Source organism: Caulobacter sp., assembly GCF_039596335.1.
In the GTDB taxonomy this organism is placed as follows: Bacteria; Pseudomonadota; Alphaproteobacteria; order Caulobacterales; family Caulobacteraceae; genus Caulobacter.
The window spans coordinates 1-19,957 of record NZ_JBCNJZ010000011.1; the positions used below are offsets into that span (position 1 = coordinate 1).

Sequence of the window (19,957 nt, forward strand, 5' to 3'; positions counted from 1 at the left end):
GCGGATCGGTGGCCAGCAGTTGGTCGAAATAGAAGGCCTGGTGGGCGCGGTGGAAGGCGCCGGGACCGAAGTGGACGACGCCGATCTGGACCTTGTCGCGGTCATAGGCCGGCAGGGCCACGCCGGGCAGGGCGGCGGGATAGCTGACGGTGTTCAGACGCAGCGGCTTCGAAAGAACTTCTTGCGTAGTATTCGGGGTCACAGAGTTACGCCTTGCTTCCAGATAGCGATTTCACGTTCGCCGTTCAGTTCGGCCTTGGTGGCCTTGCCCGAGGCGGTGTCGACCACCAGGTCCATCAGGCGATCGGCCGCGTCGTCCATCGACACGCCTGCCAGCACCTGGCCGGCGTCGAAGTCGATCCAGCCGGGCTTGCGCTGGGCCAGGCCCGAGTTCGAGGCGATCTTCAGGGTCGGGGCGGGGAAACCCAGCGGCGTGCCGCGACCGGTGGTGAACAGGATGACCGTGGCGCCGGCCGCCGTCAGGGCGGTGGACGAGACCGCGTCGTTGCCGGGGGCTTCCAGGAAGGTCAGGCCGTGCGGACCGACGCGCTGGCCATAGCGCAGCACCTCGACCAGCTGGGCCCGGCCGCCCTTCTGAACCGCGCCCAGGGACTTTTCCTCGAGCGTGGTGATGCCGCCGGCGATGTTGCCGGGCGAGGGGTTCTCGTAGATCGGCTGGTTGTTGTCGATGAAGTAGCGCTTGAAGTCGTCGATGACCGCGACGGCCTGGTCGAAGATCTCGCGGTTGGCGGCGCGCTGCAGCAGCACGTTCTCGGCGCCGAAGACCTCGGGGATCTCGGTCAGGACGGGCGTGCCGCCGGCGTCGGCCACCTTGTCGGCGATGCGGCCGACCAGCGGGTTGGCGGTGACGCCCGAGAAGCCGTCCGAGCCGCCGCATTTCAGGCCCACGACCAACTCCGAGACCGGGATCGGCTCGCGCTTGTCCTTCTCGGCGATCGCGACCAGCGCTTCGATGGCGGCTAGGCCGTCTTCCAGCTCGTCCTCGACCATCTGGGTGGTGAAGCTGCGCAGGCGCTCGCCGTCGATGTCGGGGGCCGACTCCAACAGGGCCTTCAGCTGGTTGTTCTCGCAGCCCAGGCCCAGGATCAGCACGCCGCCGGCGTTGGGGTGGGCGGCCAGGCCGGCGATCAGCTGGCGGGTGTGGGTCAGATCGTCGCCCAGCTGCGAGCAGCCGAACGGGTGGGGGAAGGCGAAGACGCCGTCGACGCGGCCGGCGAAGCGCTGGCTGGCCTTCTCGGCGATGCGGCGGGCGGTGTTGGCCACGCAGCCGACGGTGCACAGCACCCAGATCTCGTTGCGGGTGCCGGCCCGGCCGTTCTTGCGGCGATAGCCATCGAAGGTCCGGGCCGCCGGTTCGGCGTGCGGCTCCGGCGCGGACGGGGTGAAGGCGTAGCCCTCGACGCCGTCCAGGCGGGTCTCGACATTGTGGACGTGGACATGGTCGCCCACGGCGATGTCGGCGGTCGCCCGGCCGATCGGCCAGCCGTACTTCAGAACGTCCTCGCCGGCCTTGGCGGCCTGGATGGCGACCTTGTGGCCCTTGGGGATGTCGGCGCGGGCGGTGATCGCTTCGCCATGCAGGTCCAGGACTTCGCCGGCGGTGATGTCGCGAAGGGCGGTGGCGACGTGATCCCGCGGGTCCACGGGGTGAATTGATTCGGGCTGGGCCAGGGTCGTTTCAGTCATAGGAAGGGTCGTCGCCGCGTTCAGGATCGCAAAAAGACTTGTATGATGACATGGTAACCGGTGTCACTCACGCCAAGAGCGAACGTTTCTGCCTAGGTTGGCGGCGTCCGCGCGGCTAGAGTATGACAAAAGAAAACGAACAAAGCTGCTGGAAACGCCGTGACCGCTTCGAAGACGCCGTCCTCGACACCCGATGACCAGACCCCGGGGGATGGGGAGAACGGCCTTGAAGGCGGTCGCCGCAGGGCCACCATCAATGACATCGCCCGCTTGGCGGGCGTGTCCAAGAAGACTGTCTCCCGCGTCATCAACCAATCGCCGTTCGTCCGCGACGAAACCCGCGAGCGCATCGAGGCGGTGATCGCCGAGTGGGGCTATGCCCCCGACCCTCAGGCGCGGGGCCTGGCGTTCCGCCGCTCGTTCCTGATCGGCATGATCTACGACAACCCCAATCCGCAGTACGTCGTGAACATGCAGCTAGGGCTGCTGGACGGCATGCGCGGCTCGGGCTTCGAGCTGGTCGTCCACCCCTGTAACCGCGCCAGCCCGACCTTCCTGGCCGACATCCGCGCCTTCGTGGAGCGCCAGAAGCTGTTCGGCGTGGTCCTCCCGCCGTCGGTTTCGGAAGACGAGCGCGTGGCCAAGCTGCTGAACGAGATCGGCTGCTCTTACATCCGCATCGCCTCGGTCGAGCTGGACAAGCCCGAGCACATGATCGTCGGTCACGACCGTCTGGGCGCCTATCAGGCCGCGCGCCATATCATTGACCTTGGACACAAGAATATCGCCTTCATCTCAGGTCCCGACACCTTCCGCTCGTCGCATGAGCGACGAGGGGGCTTCGACAAGGGGCTGGCGGAAAGCGGCCTGAAGCTGACCGACAAGGACATCGTCCAGGGCGCCTACACCTTCGAGTCCGGCATGGCCTGCGGCGACGCGCTGCTGGCCCGCACGCCGCGCCCGACGGCGATCTTCTGCGGTAACGACGAAATGGCCGCCGGCGTGCTGCAGTCGGCGCGCAAGGCCGGGCTGTCGGTGCCCAAAGACCTGTCCGTTGTCGGCTTCGATGACTTCCAGATCGCCCAGGCCGTCTGGCCGCCGTTGACCACGATCCACACCCCGACGCGCGAGATCGGCAAGATGGCCGCCGAGAAGCTGATCGGGGTCGAGCGTCGCGAGCCGCGCGACATGACCAAGACCGAACCGACCCTGGTGGTGCGCGAGTCCTCGGGCCCGGTTCCGAGCTGACCCAGCGCAACCTCCGGCGGGTTGCATCGAAACATGACACCGGTTACCAAGCTGGCACAAGCGGCCAACCGCGAAGCCGGTGAGATAGGGAGCAGACGTAACGCCATGCCCAGGCCTCTGAATTTCCACGACGATCGGCTTTTCCCGGCGGACGCCAAGACGCGCTCCTACGCCCAGGGCCTGTACGCGCTGGTCAAGGACCTGCCGATCATCAGCCCGCACGGCCACACCGATCCCAGCTGGTTCGCGACCAACGAGCCGTTCCAGGACGCCACCGACCTGCTGCTGGCGCCGGACCACTACCTGTACCGGATGCTGTACAGCCAGGGCATCAGCCTGGACTCGCTGAAGGTGCGGTCCAAGGCCGGCGTGCCCGACACCGATCCGCGCGCGGCCTGGAAGCTGTTCGCCGAGAACTTCTATCTCTTCCGCGGCACGCCCTCGTGGATCTGGCTGAACCACGTCTTCTCCAAGGTCTTCGGCTTCACCGAATTCCTCGAAGGCTCGAACGCGGACGACTATTTCGACCGCATCAACGAGGCCCTGGCTTCGGAAGCGTTCCGTCCGCGCGCCCTGTTCGACCGCTTCAACATCGAGACCCTGGCGACCACCGAAGGTCCGCATGAGGTCCTGAAGCACCACCAGGCCATCCGTGAGAGCGGGTGGGGCGGCCACGTCGTCACCGCCTATCGTCCCGACGCGGTCATCGACTTCGAGGACGAGCGATCGCCGCGGTCGTTCGAGCGCTTCGCCGACGTGTCCGGCAAGGACGTCTACAGCTGGAAGCAATATCTGGAAGCGCACCGCCTGCGCCGCCAGGCCTTCATCGAAGCCGGCGCGACGTCGTCGGACCACGGTCACCCGACCGCTGCGACCGCCGACCTGTCGGACGTCGAGGCCGAGGCGCTGTTCCAAAGCCTGGTGAAGGGCGACATCACGCCCGAGAAGGCCGAGCTGTTCCGCGCCCAGATGCTGACGGAAATGGCCAAGATGAGCCTGGACGACGGGCTGGTCATGCAGATCCACCCGGGCTCGCACCGCAACCACAACGCCGGCCTGCTGGAAAGCCACGGCCGCGACAAGGGCGCCGACATCCCGACCCGCACCGAGTACGTCTCGGCGCTGAAGCCGCTGCTGGGCCGCCTGGGCAACGACCCGCGCCTGTCGGTGATCCTGTTCACCCTGGACGAGACCGTCTATAGCCGCGAACTGGCCCCGCTGGCTGGCCACTATCCGGTGCTGAAGCTGGGTCCGTCCTGGTGGTTCCACGACAGCCCGGAAGGCATGATGCGCTTCCGCGAGCAGGTCACCGAGACCGCCGGCTTCTACAACACCGTCGGCTTCAACGACGACACCCGCGCCTTCCTGTCGATCCCGGCCCGTCACGACGTCGCGCGTCGCGTCGACAGTTCGTTCCTGGGCCGCATGGTCGCCGAGCACCGCATGGATCTCGTCGAGGCCGAGGAACTGATCGTCGATCTGACGTACAACCTGCCTAAGAAGGCCTACAAGCTTGATCAACGCCCCGCCTGGGCGCGTCCGGCCAAGCTGGCAGCTGAATAAGAACCCGTTCCCGGAGGCTATTCGATGTTCGCCAAGACCTATCACGCCACCCACCCGGACATGATGTTCGCGGTCAGCAACGACGACCTGCGCGACCGCTACCTGATGCAGGACCTGTTCCAGGACGGCCAGATCGTCCTGACCTACAACCACGCCGAACGCTTCGTCGTCGGCGGGGTTGTGGCGACCGCAGCCGTGAAGCTGCCTGACCAGACCGAACCCGCCTCGGCCGCCGGCCATCCGTTCCTGGAGCGCCGCGAGCTGGGCGTGATCAATGTCGGCGACACCACCGGCAAGATCACCGTCGACGGCGTCGTCTACGAGATCGTGCCGCGGGACGGTCTGTACGTGACCATGGGCGCCAAGGATGTGACCTTCGAGGGCGTCGATGGCGCGGCCCGCTTCTACCTGGTCAGCCTGCCGGCTCACGCCGCGTTCGAGACCAAGAAGCTGGCCTTCGCCGACGCCATCCCGCTGGAGCGCGGTGCGCTGGAGACCAGCAACGAGCGCACGATCTACCAGTACATCGTCCCGACCACCTGCAAGTCGGCTCAGCTGCTGCTGGGAATGACGGTGCTGAAGCCGGGCAGCGTCTGGAACACCATGCCGCCGCACCTGCACGACCGTCGCTCGGAGGCCTATTTCTACTTCGGTCTCGGCGAAAACGACCGCGTGTTCCACTACATGGGCGAGCCGGATGAGATGCGTCACATCCTGATCGCCAACGAGGAAGCTGTCATGAGCCCGCCGTGGTCGATCCACATGGGCTCGGGCACCGCCAACTACACCTTCATCTGGGCGATGGGCGGCGAGAACCTCGACTACACCGACATGAACGTGCTGGACATCTGCCAGCTGAAATAGGACCGGAAGGTCCCGTCCGCTCCGGCTGTCATCCCGGGCGGAGCGTAGCGTAGACCCGGGACCGCAAGAGGCGTCAGCGCTTCCGGCGGTCCCGGCTTTCGCCGGGATGACAATTTTCAAAGGAAGCTCTGCACCATGGCCAATCCGTTCAGCCTCGAAGGCAAGGTCGCGCTCGTCACCGGCGCCAACACCGGCATCGGCCAGGGCATCGCCATCGCGCTCGCCGCCGCCGGCGCGGACATCGCCGCCGCGGGCCGCAGCGAGCCGACCGAAACCCAGAAGGCCGTCGAGGCCCTGGGCCGCAAGTTCCTGTCGATCAAGGCCGACTTCGGTTCGACCGAACCCGTCCAGCGCGTGGTCGACGAGACCGTCGCCGCGTTCGGCAAGGTCGACATCCTGGTCAACAACGCCGGCATCATCCGTCGCGCCGACTCGATCGAGTTCAGCGAAGCCGACTGGGATGCTGTGATGGACACCAACCTGAAGGTCGTCTTCTTCCTGACCCAGGCCTTCGCCAAGCAGGCGCTGGCGCAGGGCGGCGGCAAGGTGATCAACATTGCCAGCCTGCTGTCGTTCCAGGGCGGCATCCGCGTCCCGTCCTACACGGCCGCCAAGTCGGGCCTGGCCGGTCTGACCAAGATTCTGGCCAACGAGTGGGCGACCAAGGGCATCAACGTCAACGCCATTGCGCCGGGCTATTTCGACACCAACAACACCGAGGCCCTGCGGGCCGACCAGGACCGCAACGCCGCGATCCTGGCCCGCATCCCGGCCGGCCGCTGGGGCCGTCCCGAGGACATCGGCGGCGCCGCCGTGTTCCTGGCCTCGTCGGCCGCCGACTACGTCCAGGGCATTACTCTGCCCGTGGATGGTGGCTGGCTGGCCCGCTAACGAAAGAAAAGCGCGCCAATCCACATTGGTAGCGCAACCATCTTGCCGGGCGGGTTTTCCCGTTCGGTGAAGCGCGCTAGACGGCGCCGCAGCGTCAACGCTCGCGGCGCCGTTCTCGTTTTCAGTGCCCCCTGGAGGTCGTCCATGCCCCTGTCGATCGATGTCGACCGTCCCACCAGCAAGCACGTCCGCCAGAACGCCAATCTGCTGAGCGACCTGCTGTCCGAGGCCATCGCCTATCTGGAAGGCGACGAGGCCGCCGCCCTGGTGGCCAAGGCCCGCAAGGCCGCCTCGCGTGAGGATGTGGCCAATGGCGACGCGCCGGTGCTGGACCACCTGTTCGCCGACCTGTCGACCGAGCAGGCCGTGTTCCTGGCCCGCGCCTTCGCCAGCCACTCGTTGCTGGCCAATATCGGCGAGGACGTCGCCGGCCGCCGCCGCCACGCCGAGGCCGACGCCCAGCCGGGCGACGAGCGCCCCCGCACCCTGGTCGACGCCGTCCGTATCCTGAAGGACCATGGCAAGACCGACGCGGATCTCGCCAAGATCTTCGCGGCCATGAACGTCGTGCCGGTGCTGACCGCCCACCCGACCGAAGTGCGCCGCCGCAGTATGGTCGATCGCGAAACCGAGATCTCGCGCCTGATGGCTCTCCGCCGCCACCACCTGCCGCCGGATCTGGACGCCGAGATCCGCGAGAGCCTGTTCCGCGAGATCGCCCTGATGTGGCGGACGCGTCTCTACCGTCCCGAGCGGATCACGGTGAAGGACGAGATCCGCAACGCGCTGTCGATCGTCCGCACCTCGATCCTGCCGGCGATTATCGACCTGTATGGCGACTGGACCCAGAAGGTCGGCGAGCACGGCCACCTGGCCCCGCTGCTGAAGATGGGCTCGTGGCTGGGCGGCGACCGCGACGGTCACCCTGGCGTCAATGGCGAGACCCTGAAGCTGGCCTTCGCCAGCCAGTCGCGGGTGATCCTGGACTGGTACGCCGGCGAGGTCCGCAAGCTGTGGTCCAACCTGGCGGTCTCGACCGCCTACACCCCGGTGTCGCAGGAGCTGCTGGCCCTGGCCGCCCAGACCAAGGACCCGTCGGTCCACCGCCTGGACGAGCCCTATCGCCTGGCCCTGGAGCTGATCTTCGACCGCCTGACGGCCGTGTCGCAGAAGCTGACCGGCGCGCCGGTGGCCTTCGCGACCGGCGACACCGACGTCGACGCCTACGGCCATCCGGACGCCTTCGTGGCCGACCTGTCGGTGATTATCGACAGCCTGGAGCGCAACGGCGGCGAGCGCCTGGTCGGCACGGCCCTGCGCACCCTGGTCGAGGTGGCCAAGGCCTGCGGCTTCCACCTGATGAGCCTCGATTTGCGCCAGAACGCCGACGTTCACGAGCGCACCCTGGACGAGCTGTATCGCCGCGCCGGGGCCGGCGCCGGGGTCGAGTACCTGAAGCTGGACGAAGAGGCCCGCTGCAAGGTGCTGATCGAGGAGCTGTCGCACCAGCGGCCGCTGGTCTCGCCGTTCACCGCCTATAGCGAGGAAACCGCCAAGGAGCTGGCCACGATGGAGGCCGCCGCCCAGGCGGTCCGCGACTACGGCCATGGCTGTCTTGGCGCCTACATTATTTCGAAGGCCGCGACCCTGTCCGACATCCTGGAGCCGCTGGTGCTGCTCAAGCAGGTCGGCATGGTCTGGGGCGGGGCCGCGCCGCGCGCCTCGGTCAAGGTTGCGCCGCTGTTCGAGACCATCGGCGACCTGGAGAACGGCCCGGCCGTGCTGCGCCAGTGGCTGGAACTGCCGCTGTCCCGGACGATCCTGGGCGACCGGCCGGTGCAGGAAATCATGCTCGGCTACTCGGACTCCAACAAGGACGGCGGTTATGTCGCCAGCCGTCGGGGTGTCGCCACCGGCGCTTCCGCGCTGGCCTATGAGGCCGACCGCATGGGCGTCGGCTTGCAGCTGTTCCACGGCCGCGGCGGCAGCGTCGGGCGGGGCGGGGGACCGGCCGCCGAGGCCGTGCTGGCCCAGCCGGCCGGCACCGTGCAGGGCCGCATCCGCATGACCGAGCAGGGCGAGATGATCGCCCGCCGCTTCGGCGACCAGCCCACCGCCCGCCGCAACCTGGACGGCCTGGCCGCCGCCGTGCTGATGGCCAGCGAGCGTCCGGCGCACAAGCCCGACCCCAAGGTCGAGGCCGCCATGACCGCCCTGGCCGAGGCCTCGTTCCACGGCTTCCGCGCCCTGGTGTACGACGACCCGGCGTTCGAGGACTTCTTCTGGTCGGTCACGCCGATCAGCGAGATCGTCGGCCTCAACATCGGCAGCCGTCCGGCCAGCCGGACCGCCAGCCGCAAGATCGAGGACCTGCGGGCCATTCCGTGGGTGTTCAGCTGGTCGCAGAGCCGCTTCATGCTGCCCGGCTGGTACGGCTTCGCCTCGGGCGTCGAGCGGGCCGGCCTGTCGGTCGAGCAGCTGCGCGACCTGGCCGGCAACTTCGACTTCTTCGCCTCGCTGCTGTCGAACATGGAGCTGGCCCTGGCCCAGAGCCATATGGGCATCGCCAGCCGATATGTGGACCTGTCGCCGGCCAAGGCCGACGCCCAGCGCATCTTCGCGGCGATCCAGCGCGAGCACGAGGCGGCCTCGAACCTGGCCCTGGCCATCCGCGGCGGCTCGGCCCTGCTGGACAACCAGCCGGACCTGGCCGAGTCGGTCGCCCTGGCCAGCCGCTCGGTCGATCCGCTGAACCACCTGCAGCTGGAACTGCTGTCGCGCCGCCGGGCAGGGGACCAGGACGAGGAGCTTCGTCTGGCCATTCAGCTGACCGTCGCGGGCATCGCGGCGGGCCTGCGCAATACGGGCTGAGGTCTGTCCACATTGTCATCCCGGCGAAAGCCGGGACCGCCGGAAACGTCTGCGCTTGCCGCGGTCCCGGATCGGCCCTGCAGGCCGTCCGGGATGACACCCTGTAAAAATATCCAAACCTGATGAATTTCAAAGTCTTGCCGGCCCTTAAAACCAAGCTCCACGGCGCTTGCGCGAACCGGCGGTTTCTGTTTATCTGCGCGCTGACACCGGTAGCGAAGTGGCCTGGCCACTTGTCCTCATCAGAGTGACACCGGTGTCATACGTTTCGGTCCAGCGTCGTGGTTGGCCGTCTCGTTTTGCGGCTCTTTGAGCTCGCTCCTGCGCAAACTTTTGGGGCGTCGGCGAAATCCGACGCCCTCAATTTTGCGTCCGAGGCGGGCGAGGGGAGGCGACGGAAGAGCGCAAGGGGAAGGAAGCGGAGGCCAGAGGCCTTTGCGCGGAGCGACGGACGAGGCGTCCGGGATCCGCGCCCAAATCCGCCTTAGTTTGACGTTGCGGCAAGCCCGGTGTGGCGCGCGCGCGCAACGCGGTCTAAGGGAACGCCCTGAGCCAGTTCCGGCGAAAAATTGCTCGCGCGGCGACCCAATCGGCGGTTCGCGCAATAACGATCCTTCGGGAAGGGAATTGAGATGGTGAAAGATCGTATGGCGGTTCTGACCGCGATCATGGACCAGGGGGTGATCCCGGTTTTCTATCACCCCGACGCCGAGGTCTGTAAGAAGGTGATCCAGGCCTGCGCCGATGGCGGCGCGCCCTGCATCGAGTTCACCAACCGCGGCGACTTCGCCAGCCACGTCTTTTATGAAGTTACCCGCCATTTCGCCGAGGCGGATCCGCGCGTGATCATGGGCGTGGGCTCGATTGTCGACGCCCCGACCGCCGGCATCTACATCGCCAACGGCGCCAAGTTCATCGTCGGCCCGATCCTGAACGCCGACGTGGCCAAGGTCTGCAACCGCCGCAAGATCCCGTATTCGCCGGGCTGCGGTTCGGCCTCGGAAATCTCCTACGCCGAAGAACTGGGCTGCGAGATCGTCAAGGTGTTCCCCGGTTCGTCGGTCGGCGGCCCGGACTTCGTCAAGGCGGTGCTGGGCCCGATGCCCTGGACCCGCATCATGCCGACGGGCGGCGTCGATCCGGACGAAGCCTCGGTCAAGAAGTGGTTCGGCGCGGGCATCGTCGCCGCCGGCATGGGCTCGAAGCTGATCACGCAAGAGCTGCTGGATGCGGGCGACTACGCCGGCATCACCAAGAAGGTCCGTGAGACCGTCGATCTGATCAAGAAGGTTCGTGGGAAGGCCTAAGACCAAATGACCGACAACATCCTGAACATCCGTCCGGAATCCGAAACCAAGTGGGACTGCGCGTCCTTCGGTGAAGTCATGCTGCGCTTCGACCCGGGCTTCGGCCGGGTTCGCAACGCGCGCCAGTTCAACGTCTGGGAAGGCGGCGGCGAGTACAACGTCGCCCGCGCCTTCAAGAAGTGCTGGGGCAAGCGCTCGACGGTCGTCACGGCCCTGCCGAACAACGACCTGGGCTGGCTGGTCGAAGACCTGATGATGCAAGGCGGCGTCGACCAGTCGCACGTCATCTGGCGCGACTTCGACGGCCTGGGCCGCAACACCCGCGTTGGCCTGAACTTCACTGAAAAGGGCTTCGGCGTCCGTCCGGCCCTGGGCTGCTCGGACCGCGGCCACACCGCCGCCTCGCAGATCCGCCCCGGTGAAGTGAACTGGGAAAAGCTGTTCGGTGAAGAAGGCGTTCGCTGGTTCCACACCGGCGGCATCTTCGCCGCCCTGTCGTCGAACACGGCCGAAGCCGTGATCGAAGCCGTGGAAGTGGCCCGCAAGTACGGCACCGTCGTCTCCTACGACCTGAACTACCGCGCCTCGCTGTGGAAGTCGCAGGGCGGCAAGGAAGGCGCCCAGAAGGTCAACCGCAACATCGCCCAGTACGTGGATGTGATGATCGGCAACGAAGAAGACTTCACCGCCTGCCTGGGCTTTGAAGTCGAAGGCCTGGACGAGCACATCAGCTCGATCGACCCGGCCAACTTCAAGAAGATGATCGAGACGGCCGTGAAGCAGTTCCCGAACTTCAAGGTCGCCGCCACCACCCTGCGCAACGCCAAGACCGCCTCGGTCAACGACTGGTCGGCGATCCTGTACGCCGGCGGCGAGTTCTACGCCTCGATGATGCGCGAGAACCTCGAGATCTATGACCGCGTCGGTGGCGGCGACGGCTTCGCCTCGGGTCTGGCCTACGGCTTCATGGAAGGCAAGGGCCCGCAGGCCGCCGTCGAGTACGGCGCGGCTCACGGCGCTCTGGCCATGACCACCCCGGGCGACACCTCGATGGTGAAGGCCGCGGAAGTCGAAGCTGTGATGAAGGGCAAGGGCGCGCGGGTCATCCGCTAAGCGCTTCCTTTTCTCGGAAGAAGATGGAGCCCTCGGTCGCAAGACCGGGGGCTTTTTCTTGGGCGGGACTGATCCTCCCCCGCGATGCGGGGGAGGTGGCCCGGAGGGCCGGAGGGGGCGAGCTGGATCGGAGCCGGATTAGCCCCCTCAGTCGCGGAGTTTATCCTCGGGCCGACCTTCGGTCGGTCCCGGGGGCGACAGCTCCCCCGCATCGCGGGGGAGCATCTTGCTTTGTCGCGCCAGCAGTCGCTCGAGCTCTTTCGAGCCTCGCAGCTTTCGCAGCTTCTTGAAGACGTTTCGGCGCTGCTGTGCCTTGCGGGCTGGCGGCCAGGCAGGATCGGGCGGAAATCGGCAGGGACGTCGGGTCATGGCTATCCTTCCGTGCGCGCTGAAGCGCTCCGACGCGTCGGCGTCGGAGGGACGGGGGAGGGAGCGGGGCGCCGGGACATCGCCCGGAGCAGATAGAGAATTACCGTTTCGACGAAACGCAGCGCCCCGCGCGATCGTTTTCCGGAAGCGTGACGCCGTGATGCTGTTCGCACCGCGACATCCTTGAAGCCTCCGACGGGCGGGCCGGGCCGCGAAGCCTGGTCCCGGATGCGGAGGTTTCCCTCCGCCTATCGCGTCGCCGGCCCGCATCCCACGCCGTTTTTGTGTTCCAGAGCCGGCCGCTGCCAGAGGGATGCAGTTGCGGTGTTTCCACCACGCCGACGAGCGCGCCCGCTCGACCGCCCCCCGAAGCCGCGAAGGTCGCTGGCCGCGCGCCCTCCCCAGTGCTTCGAGGTGGTTAGAGGATACGGCAGGTTTCGGAGCGGGGGATGGAGAGGCGCGGATGCTCGTGCGCTGCCCAAACCCTCTCTCATAGAGAGAGGGAGGGGCCCATGCGCAGCATGGGAGGGTGAGAGGTTACACCGCTCACCGGTAAATCCTGAAAACTCAGTGAGATGAGCGAAACCACCCACCGGCTTCGCCTAACCTCTCACCCTCCCACGCCTGACGGCGAGGGCCCCTCCCTCTCTCAAAGAGAGAGGGATATACGCTCCTGCCCCCGCGGGTGTTCAGCCCTATTTCGCCGAGAACCCCAGCCCCGACGGCGCGGCGGGCACGCCTGCCGGCGTGGCGAACTTCTGGTGGCTGTCGCTGTTGAAGCCGATCCAGTACGTCCGCCCGGCCTGAACCGCGCACGTCAGGGTGAAGGTCTTGCGGTCGCTGGACTGGCTGGGGACCTTGGCGCAGTCTGGATAGCTGGCGGTGTCGCTCATGACGAAGGACCAGCCTTGCTGCATCGGCTGGTCGAAGGTCACCGTCAGGGTCAGCGGGCCGGCCGGCACCACGGCGCCGGCGGCGGGATAGGTCTGGACCACGCGCGGCGGCGCGGGCTGGCTGGCCAGGGCCAGAGCGGCGAAGACAGCGATCATCGAAGGGCTCCCCTAAGGCCGCCCAACATCAGCACGCTTTGGTCATGTCTTGCAACCTTGGCGGTTGTATCTAAGCGCGCTCGCCCCGCAGCTTGGCGTTCAGAGCCACGCTCTCGTCCATCCGCGCCAGCTGCTCCGGGCTCGCCGCCGTCTGGTGCCTGGCCTTCCATTCGCTCTGCGGCATGCCGTAGATCGCCTCGCGCGCCTGATCCTTGTCGAGCACGCCTTCCGAGGCCTCCTGAACCCAGTCGGCCAGGCAGTTGCGGCAGAAGCCGGCCAAGCCCATCAGGTCAACGTTCTGGGCGTCGGTGCGCATCCGCAGATGCTTGACCAGGCGGCGGAACGCGGCGGCGGCGTGGCGGTCTTCGATGTCGATGGTGGACTCAGGCGTCATGGGGCTTCAATCCGTCTTCAGGCGCATTTGGTCTAGAGACTAAGGCGCTCTCTTTCGACAGGATTCGACCATGGATTTCTCGGCGCTGCGCAAGACCAGCAAGGTCACCACCGAGTGGACCTATCCGCAAGGCGCGGCCCTGCGCACCGGCTGGCTGCGGGTGGATGCTGCGCCCGACCACGAGCTCTATTGGGAAGAGTACGGCAAGGCCGACGGCGAGCCGGTGATGTTCCTGCACGGCGGGCCGGGCGGGGCCTGCGCGCCGGTGATGTCGCGGTTCTTCGATCCCGACCGCTACCGGGTGATCCTGTTCGACCAGCGCGGCTGCGGCAAGAGCCGCCCGACCGTGGCCGCCGACGGGCCGGAAAAGGCCCTGGCCCACAACACCACCGACCATCTGGTGGCCGACATCAACGCCCTGCGCGAGGCGCTGGGCATTACCGGCAAGATGCACGTGTTCGGCGGCAGCTGGGGCAGCACCCTGGCCCTGGTCTACGCCATCCGGAACCCGGACAAGGTCGCCTCGCTGATCCTGCGCGGCATCTTCCTGGGCGCGCCCGAGGACCTGCTCTACATGTACCAGGGCAATGCGGCGACGTTCGAGACCCAGCCCTACGCCCTGACCGAGCCCGGCGCCTATATCGCCTATCCCGATGAGTGGAAGTCGTTCGTCGAGGTCATCGCGCCCGAAGAGCGCGGCGACATCATGGGGGCCTATAAGCGCATCTTCGACAGCAACCCCGTGACCGACGCCGACAGGCACCGCCAGATGCGCGCGGCCCTGGCCTGGTCGGTGTGGGAGGGCACGATCTCGAACATGATCCCGGCCGACACCGATCCGGGCAAGTTCGGCGAGGCCGAGTTCGCCCTGAGCTTCGCCCAGATCGAGGCCCACTTCTTCGCCAACGCCCTGTTCCTGAAGCCTGACGAGATCATCGACGGGGTGACGGCGCTGAAGGGTGTGCCGGTCCACATCGTGCATGGCCGCTTCGACCAGGTGTGTCCGTTGACCCAGGCCTCGCGCCTGGTCGAGGCCCTGAAGGCGGCCGGCATGCCGCCGGCGACCTATGTCCGCACCGATGCGGGCCACAGCGCCATGGAGGGCCAGACCGTGCTGGCCCTGACGGCGATCATGGACGGCCTCCCCAAAATCTAGAACCCAGACCGCGCATCACGATCCCGCGCTGTACGGAACAGCGCGGGCGATTCCCGGGTTGAAGGGGCGTGATCAACAGCGTGAGTGCAGGGAGATGACCTCGCCAGTTCGAATGGGCCGTTGCGGTGTGGCGGTGCTGGCGCTGTGCTTCGGCGTTGGCGCCAGCGACGCGGCGCTGGCGGGTGAGCGGCAAGCCATTCCCCAGACCTCGTCGGAGGCCAATACCGACAATCTGGGCTCGGCCGTGGTGGCGCCGCTGCGCGATATCAACGTGGTGCGCTCCAAGATCCCGGATCTGCTGACCAAGGCGGTGGCCGACCCCTATGCGCCGCCGCCGATGGGCTGCAAGCCGCTGAAGGCCGAGATCGCCAAGCTCGACGCCGTGCTGGGCGACGACTACGACGACCCCAAGGACGACGGCAAGAACGACCCCGAGAGCGGCGGCATGTCCAAGCCCGTCCTGGGCGTTGTGGCCAGCACCATCACCGACGTCATCCCGATGCGCGGCTGGGTGCGTCGCCTGACCGGGGCCGAGCGCCACGACCAGATGGTGCGCGAGGCGATCAAGGCCGGCTTTGTGCGGCGCGGCTATCTGAAAGGCCTGCAGAACGCCGGCGCCTGCAATGGCGACCGCCTGGTGTTCGTCGCCGCCAAGGCTGCGCCCAAGCCGGTCTTCGTGGCGGCCGATCCCGTCCCGCCGCCCGCGCCGGTGCAGGTGGCCGCGCCGTCTGTTCCGCCGCCGGCGCCGGCCGTTCCGGCGCCCGGCAGCATTCCGTTCGGCCCAGCCCAGCCGCCGCTGAACGTGGTGGCGGTGTCGGATACGGTGGGCCGGCCCTAGCCCTTTGGGGTGATCTTGATCAGCTTGCCGTCGCCTTCGTCGGTGAGGACATAGATCGCCCCATCCGGACCGGCCACGACGTCACGCACGCGCGCGCCGATGTCGGTGAAAAGGCGCTCCTCGCCCACCACCTTGTCGTCCTTCAGCACCAGGCGGGTGACGTTCAGCCCGCCCAGCGAGCCGATCAGGACGCTGCCTTTCAGGCCCTTGAACAGGTCGCCCTCGTAGAAGGTCATGCCCGAGGGCGCGATGACCGGATCCCAATAATAGACTGGCTGCTCCAGCCCGGCCTTCTGGGTGAGGCCGTCGCCGATCGGCTGGCCGGAATATTCCTCGCCATAGGTGATGGTCGGCCAGCCGTAGTTCTTGCCAGCCTCGGGACGGTTCAGCTCGTCGCCGCCCTTGGCGCCGTGCTCGACGGTCCACAGGCGGCCCTGCGGGTCGAGGGCGGCCGATTGCAGGTTGCGGTGGCCCAGCGACCAGATCTCCGGCTTGGCGCCGGCCTGGCCGATGAAGGGGTTGTCCGAGGGGATCGAGCCGTCGGCGTTGATGCGCACCACCTTGCCCAGGGTCCCGTCCAGTTGCTGGGCCTGGACGCGGCCGGGGCGCACCGAGCGCTCGCCGGTGGTGATGAAGAGCTTGCCGTCGCGGGCGAAGACCACGCGGCCGCCGAAGTGCAGGCTGGAGTTCATCTTCGGCGCCTGGCGCCAGATGACCTGGACGTTGTCCAGCTTGGGCGCCGCGCCCAGCGTGAGCTTGCCGCGCGCCACGGCTGTGCCGTTCACGCCGCCCTGTTCCTCGGAGAAAGCCCAGTAGACCAGGCCGTTGTTGGCGTAGTCGGGGTCGATGGTCACGCCCAGCAGGCCGCCCTGGCCCGAGGCGTAGACCGCCGGTAGGCCCGTCACGGCGGGCGACAGCTGGCCGTCCTTGCCGACGACCCGCAGGCGGCCGGCCCTCTCGGTGACCAGGATCTCGCCGGTCGGCAGGAAGGCCAGGCCCCAGGGGTGGTCGAGGCCGCTGGCGCTGGTCGTGTACTGGCCGACAGTGTTGGAGTTCAGCCCCGGCGCGCGGGTCTGGCCGGCGAAGGCCGGCTTCTGGCTGTCGGCGTTGGCGACGCGGGTCTCGACGGGCGCAGCGCCCCCGGCGGCCTGGCCCGGCTGGGCGGGAGCGGGCCCGCAAGCGGCGAGCACGACAAGGGCGGAGGCGGCGGTGAGCATGATCTGGCGCATGCCCCAAGGTTAAGCCCGTTTCGCCCGCAGCGGCTACCCGTCGGCGCGTGACGTTTTCTTGCTAGCCGACCGCCAGTTCGCGCCGCTCGTCGCTGGCGCGCTGGGCCAGTTCTAGAAGCTCCATGACCCGCAGCGCTTCCGCCACTGGCACAGGGGAGGGGGCGCCGTGCAGGAGGGCGTCGCGGACGCCGGCGTAGAAGGTGCGGTAGCCGGCGATCTCGGGGCGGACGTCGGCGCGGATCTGGTGGTCATGCTCGACGGTGACCAGGACGCCGTGCCGGCTGTCGCGGCCCCAGCCGGGGGCGCCGGGGGTCATGCCGGCCTTTAGCTGGGCTTCCTGCGGATCCAGTCCGTGCTTGAGGTAGCTGCCCTTGGTCCCGTGCACCGCCAGGCGCAGGTCGGAGGCGGCGGTCAGCAAACTGCCGTGCAGGAGGACCCGCAAGGTCGGATAGCGCAGCACCACGTGGAAATAGTCGTCGGCGCCGGCTCCTTCGCGCTGGACGCCGATGTCGGCCGAGATCCCTAGCGGCTCGCCAAACAGCACCAAGGCCTGGTCCAGCAGGTGCGGCCCCAGGTCCATCCACGCGCCTGAGCCCGGACCGGCCCGCTCGCGCCAACGATCGCGCACTTCGGGACGGAAGCGGTCGAAGTGGCTCTCGTACTGCACGACCTGGCCCAGGGCGTCCTCGGCGATTAGGCGCTTGAGGGTGAGGAAGTCGCTGTCCCAGCGGCGGTTGTGGAACACAACCAGCAGCTTGCCGGCGGCTTCGGCCGCATCGGCCATTTCCCGCGCCTGGGCCGTATCCAGGGCGAAGGGCTTGTCGACCACCACGTGCTTGCCGGCTCTGAACGCCGCGAGGGCCTGAGGCGCGTGCAGGGCGTTGGGCGTGGCGATGACGATCAGATCGATAGCCGGGTCGACGAGGACCTCGTCCAGCTGGGCCACGACCCGCACGTCGGGAAAGTCTGCCGCCACCTTGGTCGGATCACTGGACACCACCGTGTGCAGGCTCAGGCCCGGCGTGGCGGCCACCAGCGGGGCGTGGAAGGTCTGGCCGACATAGCCGTAGCCAACGAGGGCGACATTCAGAGGAGGGGAGGCGGTCATGCCGCTTTGCTACCACGAAAAAGGCCGGGGATTTCTCCCCGGCCTTCGTCGTCGTCTCGTGATGGGTGAGGATCCTTAGATCTTCACTTCTTCCATCTTGGGGCTCAGCAGGTGCACGACCAGCAGGGCGACCAGATAGGCGCTGCCGGCGACGATGAAGATCGGCGTGTAGGTGCCGATGCTTTCCAGCACACCGCCGATGTACTTCGAGAACACCATGCCGCCGAAGGCGCCCAGCATGCCGCCGATACCCACGACCGAACCGACCGCGCCGCGCGGGAACACGTCCGACGGCAGGGTGTAGAGGTTGGCCGAGAAGCCCTGGTGGGCCGCGGTGGCGACGCCGATGATCAGGACGGCGACCCACAGGTTGTCGACATTGGCCGCGAAGATGACCGGCACGGCCAGCAGGGCGCAGATCAGCATGGTGATCTTGCGAGCCTTGTTGATGCTCCAGCCCATCTTCAGGAAGTTCGACGACAGCCAGCCGCCGCCCACGCTGCCGACGTCCGACAGCAGGTAGATGGCGATCAGCGGGGGGCCGAACGACTTCAGGTCCAGGCCGTAGCGCTTGCCCAGGAAGTCGGGCAGCCAGAACAGGAACATCCACCAGATCGGGTCGATCAGGAACTTGCCGAGCGAATAGGCCCAGGTTTCCTTTTTCGTCAGCAGCTTGGTCCAGGCGATCTTCTCGACCGGGTCAGCCGGATCCTGCTCGATGTGGGCCAGTTCGGCGGCGCCGAGCTTCTTCACTTCGCGCGGACGGCGATAGACCAGCAGCCAGATCGGCAGCCAGATCAGGCCGGCCAGACCGGTGACGATGAAGGCCATCTGCCAGCCGAAGGCCAGCACGATGCCCGGCACGACCAGCGGCGTGACGATGGCGCCGATGTTGGTGCCGGCGTTGAAGATACCGGTGGCGAAGGCGCGTTCCTTCTTGGGGAACCACTCGGCCACGGCCTTGATGCCGCCGGGGAAGCCGCCGGCTTCGCCGACGCCCAGGCCCATGCGGGCGAAGATGAAGCCGTTCAGGCCGCGCGCGCCGGCGTGGGCGATGTGGGCCAGCTGCCAGATCAGGAAGGCGATGCCGAAGCCCCAGCGGGCCCCGATCTTATCCATGACCTTACCCCAGGCCACATAGGCGATGGCGTAGGACATCTGGAAATAGAAGACGAGATTGGCGTAGTCGTTTTCGTCCCAACCGAACTCCTTGGAGAGGTTGGGCTTCAGAAGGCCGATCGTCTGACGGTCGACATAGTTGATGACCATCGCCGCAAACAGCAGGCCGACGATGATCCACCGGTACCGCCCGATCTTCTCGGAGGGCTCGGGCGCTTTAGAAAAGTCCACCATGGACGCTTTCCTTCCCCTACTTGTTCTTATTTCGCCGGAACGGCGACGCACTCGATGACGCCGTATGGGCCGAAGTCAATCTTGGCCACATCGCCGGCGACCACGTCGTGGATGCCCGTGGTGGCGCCGGTGGTGACGATCTGACCGGCCTTCAGCGGCTTGCCGCGCGAGGCGACCAGGCCCAGCAGGAAAGCGAAGGCGGCCAGGGGCGTGCCCGGGATGGTGGCCGCGGTGGCCTTGCCGAGCGACACGCCGTTGATGATGGTCTCGACCGGCATGTCTTCCCAGGCGACGTCGCGCCAGTTGGGGATGACCTGGCCCAGGATCTGACCGTCGTTGTTGCCGAAGTCCGACGACACAACCGGCGGGCCCAGCTTGTTGATGGTGGCCAGCGGGCTGCCAGCGATCTCGACGCCGACGATCACTTCGCCGACGTACTCGGCGGCTTCCTCGGCGGTCCACTCGGTCTTGTCGGCCGGAGCGTCCTTGCCCACGCGGATGATGAACTCGGCCTCGACGGCGCAGAAGCCACCTTCGATGGCGCGGTATTCGTTCGCGGCGCCGACCTTGGCGTCCTGAACCTTGCTCTTGAAGATGCAGCCGGCCAGGCGCTCGGCGCCCAGGCGTTCACGGTGCTGCGGCGGGACCAGGCCCACCTTCCAGCCGACCAGTTCGTCGGGCCACAGGTCGATGGCGATGTCCTGGACGGCGTAGCCCTGGGCCATGCTGTCGGGAATCACGTCGCCCGGATAACCGGGGACCGAAACGCCCTCTTGCCTGGCCTTTACAAACTGGGGAGCGATCGCCGCAGGGGTGAAAACCTTGCTGTCGGCCTCAGAAACGGTCACGCCGTAAACCCTCCCTCGATACATCAGTACAAGCCCCGCTTGGCGGGTT

At 67.2% G+C, this 19,957-nt stretch carries 16 protein-coding genes and 1 pseudogene; 9 read left to right on the forward strand and 8 right to left on the reverse strand.

The window, feature by feature from the left end:
• Together ABDW31_RS21215 and ABDW31_RS21220 are read right to left on the reverse strand one after the other, a co-directional pair.
• Nucleotides 1-163: pseudogene (locus tag ABDW31_RS21215) on the reverse strand (mannitol dehydrogenase family protein); the annotation flags it as partial.
• Between the two features lie 35 nt (nt 164-198).
• On the reverse strand, nt 199-1,707 hold the full coding sequence (locus ABDW31_RS21220) for an altronate dehydratase family protein (protein WP_184720696.1): 1,509 nt from the start codon (nt 1,705-1,707) through the stop codon (nt 199-201).
• Nucleotides 1,708-1,866: 159 nt separating this feature from the next.
• Here ABDW31_RS21220 and ABDW31_RS21225 point away from each other — a divergent pair, with 159 nt between their 5' ends.
• The 7 genes from ABDW31_RS21225 to ABDW31_RS21255 all read left to right on the forward strand — a co-directional run bounded on the left by ABDW31_RS21225 (nt 1,867) and on the right by ABDW31_RS21255 (nt 11,564).
• The gene (locus tag ABDW31_RS21225; RefSeq protein ID WP_184720694.1) at nt 1,867-2,955 is read left to right on the forward strand and encodes a LacI family DNA-binding transcriptional regulator; all 1,089 of its coding nucleotides are present in this window, start codon (nt 1,867-1,869) and stop codon (nt 2,953-2,955) included.
• Between the two features lie 105 nt (nt 2,956-3,060).
• The gene (uxaC, locus tag ABDW31_RS21230; protein ID WP_343699491.1) at nt 3,061-4,518 is read left to right on the forward strand and encodes a glucuronate isomerase; all 1,458 of its coding nucleotides are present in this window, start codon (nt 3,061-3,063) and stop codon (nt 4,516-4,518) included.
• A gap of 24 nt (nt 4,519-4,542) precedes the next feature.
• Nucleotides 4,543-5,382 (forward strand): 5-dehydro-4-deoxy-D-glucuronate isomerase, encoded by an 840-nt coding sequence (kduI, locus tag ABDW31_RS21235; RefSeq protein ID WP_184720690.1) that lies wholly within the window; start codon nt 4,543-4,545, stop codon nt 5,380-5,382.
• A 135-nt stretch (nt 5,383-5,517) separates the two neighbouring features.
• Entirely contained in the window at nt 5,518-6,273 is a 756-nt protein-coding gene (gene kduD, locus ABDW31_RS21240; protein ID WP_184720688.1) for a 2-dehydro-3-deoxy-D-gluconate 5-dehydrogenase KduD, read from the forward strand.
• Nucleotides 6,274-6,417: 144 nt separating this feature from the next.
• A complete protein-coding gene (ppc, locus tag ABDW31_RS21245; RefSeq protein WP_343699492.1) occupies nt 6,418-9,144 on the forward strand; it encodes a phosphoenolpyruvate carboxylase in 2,727 nt (908 codons plus the stop codon).
• Nucleotides 9,145-9,776: 632 nt separating this feature from the next.
• Entirely contained in the window at nt 9,777-10,451 is a 675-nt protein-coding gene (locus ABDW31_RS21250) for a bifunctional 4-hydroxy-2-oxoglutarate aldolase/2-dehydro-3-deoxy-phosphogluconate aldolase (protein WP_184720684.1), read from the forward strand.
• A 6-nt stretch (nt 10,452-10,457) separates the two neighbouring features.
• The gene (locus ABDW31_RS21255) at nt 10,458-11,564 is read left to right on the forward strand and encodes a sugar kinase (protein WP_172265415.1); all 1,107 of its coding nucleotides are present in this window, start codon (nt 10,458-10,460) and stop codon (nt 11,562-11,564) included.
• Nucleotides 11,565-12,628: 1,064 nt separating this feature from the next.
• On the opposite strand, the gene ABDW31_RS21260 is transcribed toward ABDW31_RS21255, so the two are convergent.
• Both ABDW31_RS21260 and ABDW31_RS21265 read right to left on the reverse strand, forming a co-directional pair.
• Entirely contained in the window at nt 12,629-12,982 is a 354-nt protein-coding gene (locus ABDW31_RS21260; RefSeq protein WP_343699493.1) for an Ig-like domain-containing protein, read from the reverse strand.
• Nucleotides 12,983-13,052: 70 nt separating this feature from the next.
• Nucleotides 13,053-13,376 (reverse strand): DUF1244 domain-containing protein, encoded by a 324-nt coding sequence (locus tag ABDW31_RS21265; RefSeq protein WP_343699494.1) that lies wholly within the window; start codon nt 13,374-13,376, stop codon nt 13,053-13,055.
• Between the two features lie 70 nt (nt 13,377-13,446).
• On the opposite strand from ABDW31_RS21265, the gene pip reads away from it, so the two are divergent.
• Nucleotides 13,447-14,532, forward strand: a complete 1,086-nt coding sequence (gene pip, locus ABDW31_RS21270) for a prolyl aminopeptidase (RefSeq protein WP_343699495.1) — start codon at nt 13,447-13,449, stop codon at nt 14,530-14,532.
• Nucleotides 14,533-14,626: 94 nt separating this feature from the next.
• Nucleotides 14,627-15,370 (forward strand): hypothetical protein, encoded by a 744-nt coding sequence (locus tag ABDW31_RS21275; protein ID WP_343699496.1) that lies wholly within the window; start codon nt 14,627-14,629, stop codon nt 15,368-15,370.
• On the opposite strand, the gene ABDW31_RS21280 is transcribed toward ABDW31_RS21275, so the two are convergent.
• The 4 genes from ABDW31_RS21280 to ABDW31_RS21295 form a co-directional block, all read right to left on the reverse strand.
• A complete protein-coding gene (locus ABDW31_RS21280; RefSeq protein ID WP_343699497.1) occupies nt 15,367-16,599 on the reverse strand; it encodes a PQQ-dependent sugar dehydrogenase in 1,233 nt (410 codons plus the stop codon). The genes ABDW31_RS21275 and ABDW31_RS21280 overlap by 4 nt on opposite strands.
• Before the next feature lie 61 nt (nt 16,600-16,660).
• A complete protein-coding gene (locus tag ABDW31_RS21285) occupies nt 16,661-17,707 on the reverse strand; it encodes an oxidoreductase (protein ID WP_343699498.1) in 1,047 nt (348 codons plus the stop codon).
• A 75-nt stretch (nt 17,708-17,782) separates the two neighbouring features.
• A complete protein-coding gene (locus ABDW31_RS21290) occupies nt 17,783-19,060 on the reverse strand; it encodes an MFS transporter (protein ID WP_184720672.1) in 1,278 nt (425 codons plus the stop codon).
• Between the two features lie 26 nt (nt 19,061-19,086).
• Nucleotides 19,087-19,908 carry a fumarylacetoacetate hydrolase family protein gene (locus ABDW31_RS21295; protein WP_343699499.1) on the reverse strand — a complete coding sequence of 274 codons (822 nt, stop codon included), beginning with the start codon at nt 19,906-19,908 and terminating at the stop codon, nt 19,087-19,089.
• Between the last annotated feature and the right edge of the window lie 49 nt (nt 19,909-19,957).